The organism is Pseudomonas rhizosphaerae, assembly GCF_000761155.1.
GTDB lineage: Bacteria > Pseudomonadota > Gammaproteobacteria > Pseudomonadales > Pseudomonadaceae > Aquipseudomonas > Aquipseudomonas rhizosphaerae.
On record NZ_CP009533.1, the window covers coordinates 3,169,779 to 3,182,710 of the forward strand.

11 protein-coding genes are annotated in these 12,932 nt (G+C 64.4%); 9 read left to right on the forward strand and 2 right to left on the reverse strand.

All coding sequences use genetic code 11. The annotated features are described in order from the left end of the window. The first annotated feature begins 7 nt into the window (after positions 1–7). Together bioC and bioD are read left to right on the forward strand one after the other, a co-directional pair. A complete protein-coding gene (bioC, locus tag LT40_RS14045) occupies positions 8–823 on the forward strand; it encodes a malonyl-ACP O-methyltransferase BioC (protein WP_043191246.1) in 816 nt (271 codons plus the stop codon). Then, the gene (bioD, locus tag LT40_RS14050) at positions 820–1,500 is read left to right on the forward strand and encodes a dethiobiotin synthase (protein ID WP_043191249.1); all 681 of its coding nucleotides are present in this window, start codon (positions 820–822) and stop codon (positions 1,498–1,500) included. Before bioC ends, bioD begins: the two co-directional genes overlap by 4 nt. A gap of 6 nt (positions 1,501–1,506) precedes the next feature. Here bioD and LT40_RS14055 read toward each other — a convergent pair whose 3' ends face one another. Together LT40_RS14055 and LT40_RS14060 are read right to left on the reverse strand one after the other, a co-directional pair. Beyond that, positions 1,507–1,800, reverse strand: coding sequence for a type II toxin-antitoxin system Phd/YefM family antitoxin (locus LT40_RS14055; RefSeq protein WP_052393434.1), 294 nt, complete (start codon positions 1,798–1,800; stop codon positions 1,507–1,509). A 149-nt stretch (positions 1,801–1,949) separates the two neighbouring features. After that, positions 1,950–2,987 carry a LacI family DNA-binding transcriptional regulator gene (locus tag LT40_RS14060; protein ID WP_043191252.1) on the reverse strand — a complete coding sequence of 346 codons (1,038 nt, stop codon included), beginning with the start codon at positions 2,985–2,987 and terminating at the stop codon, positions 1,950–1,952. 177 nt (positions 2,988–3,164) lie between these two features. Here LT40_RS14060 and LT40_RS14065 point away from each other — a divergent pair, with 177 nt between their 5' ends. The 7 genes from LT40_RS14065 (at position 3,165) to rarD (ending at position 12,723) form a co-directional block, all read left to right on the forward strand. Continuing rightward, on the forward strand, positions 3,165–5,378 hold the full coding sequence (locus LT40_RS14065; protein WP_052393435.1) for a TonB-dependent receptor: 2,214 nt from the start codon (positions 3,165–3,167) through the stop codon (positions 5,376–5,378). 1 nt (position 5,379) lies between these two features. Further along, a complete protein-coding gene (locus LT40_RS14070; RefSeq protein WP_043191254.1) occupies positions 5,380–6,696 on the forward strand; it encodes an LLM class flavin-dependent oxidoreductase in 1,317 nt (438 codons plus the stop codon). A 39-nt stretch (positions 6,697–6,735) separates the two neighbouring features. After that, on the forward strand, positions 6,736–7,773 hold the full coding sequence (gene mgrA / locus LT40_RS14075; RefSeq protein WP_043191257.1) for an L-glyceraldehyde 3-phosphate reductase: 1,038 nt from the start codon (positions 6,736–6,738) through the stop codon (positions 7,771–7,773). A 12-nt stretch (positions 7,774–7,785) separates the two neighbouring features. Further along, complete coding sequence (locus LT40_RS14080; protein ID WP_043191259.1) at positions 7,786–8,709, forward strand: aliphatic sulfonate ABC transporter substrate-binding protein; 924 nt, start codon at positions 7,786–7,788, stop codon at positions 8,707–8,709. Positions 8,710–8,797: 88 nt separating this feature from the next. Then, a complete protein-coding gene (locus LT40_RS14085; RefSeq protein WP_043191269.1) occupies positions 8,798–10,699 on the forward strand; it encodes a PhoX family protein in 1,902 nt (633 codons plus the stop codon). Between the two features lie 75 nt (positions 10,700–10,774). Next, the gene (locus LT40_RS14090) at positions 10,775–11,749 is read left to right on the forward strand and encodes a serine/threonine protein kinase (protein ID WP_043191280.1); all 975 of its coding nucleotides are present in this window, start codon (positions 10,775–10,777) and stop codon (positions 11,747–11,749) included. A gap of 86 nt (positions 11,750–11,835) precedes the next feature. Further along, positions 11,836–12,723 (forward strand): EamA family transporter RarD, encoded by an 888-nt coding sequence (gene rarD, locus LT40_RS14095; RefSeq protein WP_043191282.1) that lies wholly within the window; start codon positions 11,836–11,838, stop codon positions 12,721–12,723. Positions 12,724–12,932 lie beyond the last annotated feature (209 nt).

A 12,932-nucleotide genomic window follows, 5' to 3' on the forward strand; every position in this document is an offset into this window, starting at 1 on the left:
GGTTGAGGTGGGGCGGGAGACGGCGTTTGGGTTGCCGGACAAGCGGCTGGTGGCGGCGTCGTTCTCCAGGGCGGCGGCGAGTTATGACAGCGTTGCGCAATTGCAGCGGGACGTGGGTCACTCATTGCTCACTCGACTGCCAGACGGCCTGCAACCGTCGCAATGGCTCGACCTGGGCAGCGGCACCGGCTACTTCAGCCGTGTTCTGGCCCAGCGTTTTCCGAACGGTGTCGGTGTGGCACTGGACATTGCCGAAGGCATGCTCAGCCACGCGCGGGTACAGGGTGGTGCCACCTGGCATGTGGCTGGCGATGCCGAGCAACTGCCGCTGCGCGACGGCAGCTGTGGTCTGATCTATTCCAGCCTGGCGGTGCAATGGTGCAGCGACTTCGCCGCCGTGCTCGCCGAGGCTCGCAGAACCTTGCAACCCGGCGGCGTGCTGGCCTTTGCCAGCCTGTGCGCGGGCACACTGCACGAGCTGCGGCAAAGCTGGCGAGCGGTGGATGGCCGAGTGCACGTCAACCGCTTCCGCGCATTCGCCGAATACCAGCGCCTGTGCGCCGACAGCGGCCTGGAGGTACTGAACCTGGATAACGTGCCCCATGTGCTGCACTACGCCGACGTGCGTGGCTTGACCCACGAGCTCAAAGCCTTGGGCGCGCACAACCTCAACCCCGGTCGCCCCGACGGCCTGACCGGCCGCGCGCGCATGCTCGGTCTGCTGCAAGCCTATGAAGCCTTTCGTGCACCCCAGGGGCTGCCAGCCACCTACCAGGTGGTCTACGCTGTGCTGCGCAAACCCGTCGAGCAAGGACAATCCTGATGAGCGCCTATTTCATCGCCGGTACCGACACGGACATCGGCAAGACCACCGTGGCCGCCGGCCTGCTGCACGCTGCCAGCCTCAAGGGCCTGAGCACGCTGGGCGCGAAGCCTGTTGCCTCGGGTTGCGAGGTGACCTCCAAGGGCCTGCGCAACAGCGACGCGTTGGCCTTGATGGCCCAGAGCTCGCTCAAGCTTGAGTACGCGCAGATCAACCCGGTCGCCTTCGAACCTGCAATCGCCCCCCACATCGCCGCCCGCGAGGCTGGCGTGGCCCTGACCGTCGGCTCGCTGTTGGCACCCATGCGTGAGGTGCTGGCCCGGCAGGCCGACTTCACCCTGATCGAAGGCGCTGGTGGCTGGCGCGTGCCGCTGTCCGACCAGGCCAATCTGTCGGACCTGGCCATTGCCTTGAAGCTGCCGGTGATTCTGGTGGTGGGCGTGCGCCTCGGCGCTATCAGCCATGCCCTGCTGAGCGCGGAAGCCATCGCCCGCGACGGCCTGCAACTGGCCGGTTGGGTGGCCAATATCATCGAACCGAAAACCTCACGCCTGGAAGACAACCTCGCCACCCTGGCCGAACGCCTGCCGGCCCCTTGCCTGGGTCGCGTGCCCTACCTGAAGAACGCCAGCGCACAGAGCGTGGCCGAATATCTGCATATCGAGCTTCTTGGGTAGCAAGGCTCAAACCTGCAACGCGGGTGCGCCGTATTGACTTAATAGTGCGTCGGCCGTCAGTAGCTGCATACTGTCGAAGAGATTGGCGACCTCATTGTCGAGCTCATCAAAGTCTTCCGGAACCACAAGATCAAGCATGAAACCGATACGCTTTGCTTCGCGCGGCTCTGGCGCATCATAGGCCACCAGCTTGGCAATGGGCTTGCCGGCCTTGGCGATGACCACCACTTCACCGGCTGCGGCTTGTTCGAGCAAGCGCGACAGATTGCTCTTAGCGTCGTGAATGTTGTGGATGGCCATTGGTGGCGACTCCCTTGGCAGGACAAACGATCTGTGCAAGGCAAAACCATGCGATGCATGTCAAGTCTAGCCTAGCCCGACGTGTTAGCTAATGCATTCTTGTGTGTCATTTTCAAACGCAGGTGCGAAGTCGAAGGCCGCTTTGCGTATCAACTGCTCTCCCGCGCCACCAGTTCGCATTCGAGCAGCTCCAGATGCGGCGGCTCGCCCTCGATGATGCCCAGGCTTTGCAGGACACGGGTTGCTGCCAGAACGCCAATCTGCAGCGCAGGCGGCCTGATGGTGGTCAAGCTGGGCAGGAGCATTTCGGCGAAGGGGTAGTCGCCGAAGCCCATCACCGCGCAATCCTGTGGAATGCGCAGCCCGGCGCGCTGGGCCGCCAGCAAGCCGCCGGCGGCCAGGTTGTCGTTGGCGAAGATGATCGCATCCGGTGGTTGCTCGCTGGCCATCAGGGCATGCAACGCCTGTTTGCCGGCTTCGAAAGGCGCGAGGGAGGGATCGGGAGCGAACACCTGGGGTTCCAGGCCCAGCTCGGCCAGCGTCGCGGCATAGCCGTCTCGACGCTCGAGAGCACTCAAGTCGCCCGCTGCGCTGTTCTGGACGAAGGCGATGCGCCGGTAGCCTTCGCCGTAGAGATAGCGCACCGAAGTGACGCCCACCTGAGCATGCGAGAAGCCGATCTGCATCGGCGCGCGTTCGGGTTGATAGTCCCAGGTTTCCACCAACGGTATCTGCGCTTGGGCCAGCATCTTCTCGGTGCCGACGCTGTGGAAGTGGCTGGTCAGCACCAGGGCCGCAGGCGACCAGCCAAGGAAGGCACGCACAGCGTTCTCCTCCTGCTCGGCGCTGAAATAGCTGGACGCCAGCAGGACTTGGTAGCCATGCCTGCTCAAGGTATCGCTGAAGCCTTGAATGGTATGGGCGAAGATCGGCCCGGAGATGTTCGGGATGACCATGCCGACGATCTTGCCCCGCGCCGACGCCAGCCCTCCGGCAACCAGATTGGGAACATAACCCAGCTCCGTCACCGCCTGGGCGATGCGCTGCCGATGCTCGTCCGACACCAGGTCCGGTCGATTGAAATACCTCGACACGGTCATGGCAGAGACCCCCGCGTGGGTGGCCACGGTGGCCAGTGTCACGCGGCCAGCACCACGGCGCTTGCGCTGATGCTTGGGATCGGTCATCTACCCGCCTCTAATAACTAAAAACCATAAACAGTAGAAATTACGGTATTTGACCGTATAAGCATTCATCGCCACTATTCGCCATGTTAGCGCTAACCAGCTGACCTGTCTGCTACTCGCTCGAGCGAATGCTGCGCCTATCAAAACAATGTCCAGCCCCTGTTCGAGCGAACCGCCATGCCACAGCGTCAATCTTTCGCGATCAAGACTTCCGTATTGTCCCAGGCCGTCGCTGCGGCCATCGCCTTGGGCGCGACGCCCGCCTTTGCCGCCCAAGGCGATGAAGAGTCGGTCAGCCTGCAGGCCGTCACGGTCACGGCCACGCGGCGCGCCGAGTCGCTGCAGAAAGTGCCCGTGGCGGTGTCGGTGGTCGACGGCGAACAACTGGAACGGGACAACCGCAACGGCGTTGCGAGCATCGTGCAACAGGTGCCCAGCCTGAATTTCCGCACCGGCGCCTCGAACAAGGACACCTCGCTGTTCATCCGTGGGGTGGGTACCATTTCCACCTCCCCCGGCGTGGAGCCCACCGTGGCCACGGTCATCGATGGCGTGGTGTACGGGCGCCCTGGCCAGGCCACCCTGGACCTGTTGGATCTGGAACGCATCGAAGTGCTGCGCGGCCCCCAAGGCACGCTGTTCGGCAAGAACGCCTCGGCCGGCGTGCTGAACATCGTGACCAAGGCGCCCACCGAAGAGCCCCACGGTTACATCGACCAGTCGTACTACAGCGGCAACGAAAGCCGCACCCGCTTCGGCATCGGTGGCAGCCTGATCCCCGACACCCTCAAGGGCTCGCTGACCACGCTGTTCGGCAGCTACGACGGCAACGTCGACAACCGCGCCAATGGCCACGAAGTCAACGGCTACAACCGCAAGGGCGTACGTGGGAAGCTCGAGTTCACCCCCAGTGACGACCTGACCCTGACCTTGGCCGCTGACTACATGCAGAGCCACGACGACGCGCCCAATGGCGTCGTCAGCAAGGCACTGACTCCCGCGTTCGCGGGCGCCCTGGCGCCAGTCTCGGCCAGCGGCCACAGCCGTGATATCGCCAGCGACTACCGCAGCCATGTCGAGGACATCAACAAGGGTCTGTCGGCCCAGTTGGACTGGAACCTGGGCGACTACACCCTGACCTCGATCACCGCCTGGCGCGGCTGGAACAACACCCAATGGCAGGACGGCGACCGCCTGGCGACCATCACTAGCGCCTTCCCCGGCACGGAAGACAAAGGCGACCTGAGCTACGACCAGTACTCCCAGGAAGTGCGCCTGGCCTCGCCCAAGGGAGAGTTCGTGGAGTACGTCGGCGGGCTGTTCTACATGCACGGCAAGGACGACGAAACCTACCGCCGCACCTTGGTGACACCGACCGGCAGCCAGCGCGGCGTGGCCGACTACACCACCACCAGCGACAGCTACTCGGCGTTCGGTGAGACCACCCTCAACTTCACTTCACGGCTGCGCGGCATCGCTGGCCTGCGCTGGACCCACGACGACCTGGAATACGATCACCGTCGCGTGTCGACCTCGGCCACCACCGTCAGCGGCATCCAGCCGGGCACCCGCAGCTCAGGCTCGGTGGATGAGGATGGCTGGTCCGGACGACTGGGTGTGCAGTACGACCTCAGTGACGACGTCATGGCTTATGTCACCTATTCACGCGGGTACAAAGGCCCCGCCTACAACGTGTTCTTCAACATGCAGCCGCGCGACACCGACGCGCTCAAACCGGAAACCTCCAACACCTGGGAAGCGGGGATCAAGGCCAGTGCCTGGGACAATCGCCTGACCACCAACCTGGCGGTCTTTCACAGCGAGTACGACAACTACCAGGCGAACTTCTTCGACACCGTGGCCAACCAGGTGGTGACCCGTCTGATCAACGCCGGCAGCGTCAGCACCGAAGGCGTCGAGCTGGACTACGCCCTGCAGGCCACGCAGAACCTCAAGCTGTCCGGCGCACTGGCCTACACCCGTGCGCGCATCGATCAGTTCAGTTGCCCGGCCGGCGCGGCGGCTTCCTGCAACGTCGACGGCAAGACCCTGCCCTACAGCCCCGACTGGAAGAGCTACGTGCGCGCCGACTACAGCATTCCATTGGCCAATGGCCTGGATGTGGAGCTGGGGACCGATTACAGCTGGCAGAGCGAGGTGCAGTACGACATCAGCCAGAACCCGGACACCACGCAAGGTGCCTATGGCATCTGGAATGCCAGCATCGCCTTGGCCGACTACACCAATGGCTGGCGTGTCGCGCTGCTGGGCAAGAACCTGGCCGACAAGTCCTACTCGCCGATGCTGGCCAGTGGCAGCGGCTATATCTACCGCGCCGTGCCTCGTGATGACGAGCGCTACTTCGGCGTGCAACTGCGCAAGGATTTCTGACATGAGCGCCAGACAGATGAAACTAGGCGCCTTTCTGATGGCCACCGGGCACCACGTGGCTGCCTGGCGCCACCCCCAGGTGCCGGCCGATGCCGGGCTCGATTTCCAGCATTACCGGCACCTGGCGCAGGTAGCCGAAGCGGCCTGCTTCGACACCCTGTTCCTGGCCGACAGCGTAGCGGCTGCCACTGGTGACAGCGCCAGTCAGATGGCCCGCTCCGACCATTTCGAGCCGTTGACCCTGCTCTCGGCCCTGAGCGTGGTCACCGAACGCATCGGCCTGATCAGCACGGTCACCACCAGCTACAACGAGCCCTATCACCTGGCGCGCAAGTTCGCCTCGCTGGATCATCTGTCCGGTGGCCGCGCCGGCTGGAACCTGGTGACCTCGGACGCCGCGGCCGAGGCCGGCAACTTCGGCCGAGACGAACACATCGGCCACGCCGAGCGCTACAGCCGGGCGCGGGAGTTTCATCAGGTGGTCACGGGGCTCTGGGACAGCTGGAGCGCCGATGCCTTCGTGCGCGACAAGGCCAGCGGCCAATACTACGACCCGGCCGGGCGCCGCGAGCTGAACCATGTGGGCGAGCACTTCAAGGTCAAGGGCCCTCTCAACGTCGCCCGCTCACCGCAGGGGCGACCGGTGGTGGTGCAGGCCGGTTCGTCCGAAGCGGGTCGCGAGCTGGCAGCGCGGACTGCCGATGTGATCTTCACCGCGCAGCCTTCATTGGCCGCCGCGCAAGCGTTCTACGCCGACCTCAAAAACCGCGCGGCCACGTTCGGCCGCAGCGCCGATGAATTGAAGATCATGCCTGGGGTATTCGTCGTGGTCGGCGAAACCCAAGCACTGGCGCAGGCCAAGTTCGAAGCATTCCAGGACCTGGTCCAGCCCGAGGTCGGGGTGGCGTTGCTGGGCCGCATGCTGGGCAACTTCGACTTGTCCGGCTACCCGCTGGACGGACCGCTGCCCGAGCTGCCCCTGACCGACAGCGGCCAGCGCAGCCGTCAGCAACTGCTCAGCAAACTGGCCGAGCGCGAGCAGCTCAACCTGGCGCAACTGGGCCGGCGCATCGCCGGTGGGCGCGGGCATTTCAGCCTGATCGGCACCCCGGCGCAGATCGCCGACCAATTGCAGCTATGGTTCCAGAACGGCGCCGCCGATGGTTTCAACGTGTTGGTGCCGCACCTGCCCGGCGGGCTCGAGGATTTCGCGCGCCAGGTGGTGCCTGAACTGCAACGTCGCGGCCTGTTCCGCACCCACTACACAGGCACCACGTTGCGCGAGCATCTGGGCCTGCCCGAGATCGACGAGCGCTGAGAATGGCGTTCTTCGAAACACCCTGAAGCGAGGCTTTCCATGACCTACATCGCTGCCGAAAATCGCTACCAGCGCCTGCCCTACCGCCGTGTCGGCCGCAGTGGCCTGGTGTTGCCAGCACTGTCCCTGGGCTTGTGGCACAACTTTGGCGACAGCACCCCGATCGACACCCAGCGCAGCCTGTTGCGCACCGCCTTCGATCTGGGCATCAACCATTTCGACCTGGCCAACAACTATGGCCCGCCCTATGGCAGCGCCGAGATCAATTTCGGGCGTCTGCTACGCGAGGACTTCAAGCACTACCGTGACGAGCTGATCATCTCCAGCAAGGCCGGTTGGGACATGTGGCCCGGCCCGTACGGCCAGGGCGGCGGCTCGCGCAAGTACATCCTGGCCAGCCTGGACCAGAGCCTGCAACGGCTGGGCCTGGACTATGTGGATATCTTCTACTCGCACCGCTTCGACCCCGACACGCCGCTGGAAGAAACTGCCAGCGCCCTGGCCACGGCGGTGCAACAGGGCAAGGCGCTGTACATCGGTATTTCCTCGTACTCCGGGGTCAAGACCCGTGAGATCGCCGCCCTGCTCAAGGAGTGGAAGGTGCCGCTGCTGATCCACCAGCCCGCCTACAACCTGCTCAACCGCTGGGTGGAGAACGACCTGCTGCAGGTCACCGACGAACTGGGCGCCGGCGTCATCGCCTTCACGCCGCTGGCGCAAGGGCTGCTCACCGACAAGTACCTGCAAGGCGTGCCGGCCGATGCGCGGGTCAACCGTCCAGGCGGCGGCTCGTTGCTGCCTGGGCATTTGAGCGAGGCCAACCTGACCCACGTTCGCGCGCTCAACGAAATCGCCCGTCGCCGCGGCCAGAGCCTGGCGCAATTGGCCTTGGCCTGGACCCTGCGCGACAGCCGCGTGACCAGCGCCCTGATCGGCGCCAGCCGTCCCGAGCAGATCATCGAAAACGTCGGCGCATTGGACAACCTCAGCTTCAGCGCCGACGAACTGGCCGAGATCGACCGCCATGCGGTGGAAGGCGGCATCAACCTCTGGGAAAAACCCTCGACTGCGCAATAAGGGATCGATCACATGAAGACACTCGCTCGCGTGAGCGCCGTGCTGGCCTTGCTGGGCCTGGCCGGCGCCGCTCTGGCCGATCCGGCGGCGCTGCGCATCGGCTATCAGAAGGGCTCGATTGCCCTGGTCCTGGCCAAGCAGCATGGCCTGCTGGAAAAACGCTTCGGGCAGACCCAGGTCCAGTGGATCGAATTTCCTGCTGGCCCGCAGATGCTCGAAGCCTTGAACATCGGCAGTCTCGATGTGGCGGCCACGGGTGATATCCCGCCGCTTTTTGCACAAGCCGCGGGCGCGGACCTGGTGTACATCGGCGCCGAACCGGCCAAACCCCAGGCCGAGACCTTGCTGGTCAAGGACACCAGTACGCTCGCTCAGGTCGCCGACCTCAAAGGCAAGAAGGTCGCCTTTCAGAAAGGCTCCAGTTCGCACAACCTGATCCTGCGGGCGCTGAACAAGGCTGGCCTGAGCTATCGGGATATCCAGCCGGTGTACCTGAGCCCGGCCGATGCCCGTGCCGCCTTCGAACAGGGCAGCGTCGACGCCTGGGCGATCTGGGAGCCCTACTCGTCACTGGCCCTGAGCCAGGGCCATGCGCGGCTGTTGGCCGATGGCGGCGGCCTGGGTCTGGGCGGGCCGATCTACACCGCGCGGCGTGCCTATTCCCAGGCCAACGGCGAATTTATCGACAGCCTGCTCGAGCAGCTCAGCAGTGCAGAGGCGCTGACCCGCATCGAGCATGCACAGAGCATCGCGCTGTTGGCTCAGTCCATGGGGCTGCCGGAGGCGGTGGTCGAGCGTTATGTGGACAACCGACCACCCTCCCCCGTGCGGCCTGTGGATAACGCCGTGATTCAGACCCAGCAGGCGACCGCCGACCTGTTCTACCAGAACAAGCTGCTGCCCAAGGCGCTAGATGTCGGCCAAGTGGCGCAGTGAAAAGCCTGTTCGAGTATAAAGCCACGGTCTGCAACCTGTTCGTCATAATCCCTCCTTAAGGTACTCGCTGACCTGAAGGGAGATCACCATGAGCCTATTAGAAGAACACCAAGCCACCGACCTGGAAAAGATCACCGGCCTGAGCCGTCGCCGCTTCATCGGCGCCGGCGCCTTGTGCGGTGCGGCGATGTTCCTGGGCGGCAACCTGCTGACCCGCACGGCCATGGCCAGCGCGGTCAGCGCCGGCAACGGCGCGCTGCTGGGTTTCACCAGCATTGCGACCGCCACCAGCGACACCATCAGCCTGCCGCCTGGCTACCAGGCCAGCGTGCTGATCAGTTGGGGGCAGCCGCTGCAAGCCGGTGGCCCGGCCTTCGACCCCAGCGGCAATGGCAGCGCCGAGGCCCAGGAGGTGCAGTTCGGTGACAACAACGACGGCATGAGTCTGTTCCCCTTCCCCAACGACGCCAACCGCGCGTTGATGGCGATCAACAACGAATACACCAACTACCGGTACCTGTACGCCCACGGCGGCAGCCCGCAGTCGGCCGAAGAAGTGCGCAAGGCGCTGGCCTGCGAAGGCCTGTCGGTGATCGAGATCCAGCGCAAAAGCGGCCACTGGCACTTCGTTCAGGGCTCGCAGTACAACCGGCGCGTCCACGGCAACACGCCGATCCGCGTCAGTGGGCCGGCTGCAGGCGATGCCCTGCTCAAGACCGCCGCCGACAGCACCGGGCAACTGGTGCATGGCACGTTCCAGAACTGCGCCAATGGCAAGACGCCTTGGGGCACCTACCTGACGTGCGAAGAAAACTTCACCGACTGCTTCGGCAGCACCGACGCCGCGCTGGCGTTCACCCCTGCGCAGAAACGCTACGGCGTGGTCGCGGCGAGCAAGGAAATCAACTGGCACCCCCACGATCCACGCTTCGACATGGCGCGCAATCCCAACGAGCTCAACCGTCATGGCTGGGTCGTGGAGGTGGATCCGTTCGACCCGACCGCCATGCCGGTCAAGCGCACCGCGCTGGGCCGCTTCAAGCATGAGAACGCAGCCTTGGCCGAAACCGGCGATGGACGTGCGGTGGTGTACATGGGCGATGACGAGCGTGGCGAGTTCATCTACAAGTTCATCAGCCGCGACCGCATCGACCACCACAACCCCAAGGCCAACCGTGACCTGCTCGACCACGGCACCCTGTACGTCGCCCGTTTCGACAACGGCGACGGCAACCCCGATCGTCCCAAGGGACATGGCCAGTGGGTGGAGCTGACCCATGGCAAGAACGGTCTGGACGCCAGCAAAGGCTTCGCCAGTCAGGCCGAAGTGTTGATTCACGCACGTCTCGCCGCCACGGCGATGCAGGCCACGCGTATGGACCGCCCCGAGTGGATCGTGGTCAGCCCCAAGGATGGCCAGGTCTATTGCACCCTGACCAACAACATCAAGCGCGGCGACGACGGTCAACCGGTCGGCGGCCCCAACTCGCGCGAGAAGAACGTCTACGGCCAGATCCTGCGCTGGCGCGAGAGCGGCGACGAGCACGGTGCCATGTCGTTCGAGTGGGACCTGTTCCTGGTGGCCGGCAACCCCAGTGTGCATCCTGGCCAGGCCAAGGGCGGTTCGTCCAACATCAACCCGCAGAACATGTTCAACAGCCCCGATGGCCTGGCCTTCGACGATGCTGGCCGGCTCTGGGTGCAGACCGATGGCGACACCAGCAATGCGGGTGACTTCGCCGGCATGGGCAACAATCAGATGCTCTGCGCCGACCCGGCCAGCGGCGAGATCCGTCGCTTCATGGTCGGCCCGGTCGGCTGCGAAGTCACCGGCGTCAGCTTCGCCCCCGATCAGCGCACCCTGTTCATCGGCATCCAGCATCCGGGTGAAAACGGTGGTTCGACCTTCCCCGAGCACTTGCCCAACGGCAAGCCGCGCTCTTCGGTGATTGCCATCAGCCGCGAGGATGGCGGGGTGATCGGCGCGTAACGCGCCACCGCTGCCGCCGCGTCTGCGCTACCATGGCGAGCCGGACGCGGCAGCCTGCCGCGCGCAGGAGTACGCATGGCCCACCCTTTTGAAACACTGACCCCAGACCTGGTGCTCGACGCCGTGGAAAGCATCGGCTTTCTCAGCGATGCCCGGGTGCTGGCGCTCAACAGCTACGAGAACCGCGTCTACCAGGTGGGCATCGAAGATGGCCAACCGCTGATTGCCAAGTTCTACCGTCCCGATCGCTGGACCAACGCGGCCATCCTCGAAGAACACGCCTTCACCGCCGAGCTGGCCGATTGCGAAGTGCCCGTGGTCGCACCCATGGTGCATGAAGGCGAAACCCTGTTCGAGCATGCCGGCTTTCGCTTTACCCTGTTTCCTCGTCGCGGTGGCCGGGCGCCGGAGCCGGGCAACCTCGACCAACTCTATCGCCTGGGCCAGTTGCTGGGGCGTCTGCACGCCGTGGGTGCGACCCGCCCGTTCGAGCACCGCGAGGCGTTGGGCGTACAGAATTTCGGCCACGATTCTTTGCAGACCCTGCTCGAGGGCAACCATGTTCCCCGCAGCCTGCTGCCCGCCTACGAGTCGGTGGCCCGCGACCTGCTCAAGCGCGTGGAAGAGGTGTACAAGGCCACGCCGCACCAGAACATCCGCATGCACGGCGACTGCCACCCCGGCAACATGATGTGCCGGGACGAGGTGTTCCACATCGTCGACCTCGACGACTGCCGCATGGGTCCGGCGGTTCAGGACCTGTGGATGATGCTTGCCGGGGATCGCCAGGAATGCCTTGGTCAGCTGTCCGAACTCATGGACGGCTACAGCGAATTCCACGACTTCAACCCCCGCGAGCTGGCGCTGATCGAGCCCCTGCGCGCGTTGCGCCTGATGCATTACAGCGCCTGGCTGGCGCGACGCTGGGAAGACCCGGCCTTCCCGCGCAGCTTTCCCTGGTTCGGCAGCGAGCGGTACTGGGGTGACCAAGTGCTGGCGTTGCGCGAACAGTTGGCGGCGCTCAACGAAGAGCCATTGAAACTGTTTTAAGTGCACATCGTGGCTTTGTGTCCCATGGCCCGATGTGTAAAGTTACCGACCGCTTCGATAACGAAACCATGCACGCAGGGAGCTCCATGCAAGCCGCCAATCCCCGCCGGGGGTACATCCTGGGCCTGAGCGCCTACATCTGCTGGGGGTTCATCCCCCTGTACTTCAAGACCCTCTCGCACTACCCGGCCGTGGAGATCATCGCCCAGCGCGTGCTCTGGTCGGCGCTGCTCGGCTCGTTACTGCTGCTGGTGTGGAAACACCCCGGCTGGCTTCGCGAACTGCGCGACAACCCTGTACGGCTGGCGATACTGGTCGGCAGCGGCAGCCTGATCGCCGCCAACTGGCTGGTCTATGTCTGGGCAGTGACCCACGGAAGAGTGCTCGAGGCCAGCCTGGGCTACTACATCAATCCGCTGCTCAACGTCGTGCTCGGGCTGTTGATCCTGCGTGAGCGGCTGCGCCCGCTGCAATGGGTCGCGGTAGCGCTGGCGGCGATCGGCGTGGCGCAGCAGGTCTGGCAAGTGGGCAGTCTGCCATGGGTGTCTCTGGCGCTGGCCCTGACCTTCGGTTTCTACGGCCTGATTCGCAAGCGTGCGCCGGTGGCGGCACTGCCGGGCCTGGTGATCGAAACCTGGCTCCTGGTGCCACTGGCCGCAGGCTGGCTGCTTTGGCATGGCGATGCCGCCAGCGTCCAGCCAGCGTTCTGGACCACAAGCGAGGCCCTCTGGTTGATGGCCGCGGGCCCGATCACCCTGGTGCCGCTGCTGTGCTTCAACGCCGCCGCGCGTCACCTGCCCTACACCACCTTGGGCTTCCTGCAGTACATCGCACCCACTCTGGTGCTGCTGTTGGCCGTTCAGGTCTTCGGGGAACACCTGGCGCCCGCAACTCTGGTCACGTTCATCTTCATCTGGGCAGGACTGCTTATCTACAGTGTGGATATCTGGTGGAACCGCCGTCAGCGCGGCTGATCAAAAAACGCTCACCTCCCTGCACGTCACGCCGGCTGTGGCGTGCAGCAAGTTACACCGAGGTTATCCACAGGCAGGTCCACCCGGATTGTGCACAACCTCGCCAAAGCTGAGTGTTTTTTGATCAAAACCTGCAACGCCTTAGACAGCACGGGCTGCAGGGCTATCGCCACAGGTTATCCACAGGCAGGCTCAAGATATCCTTGGAT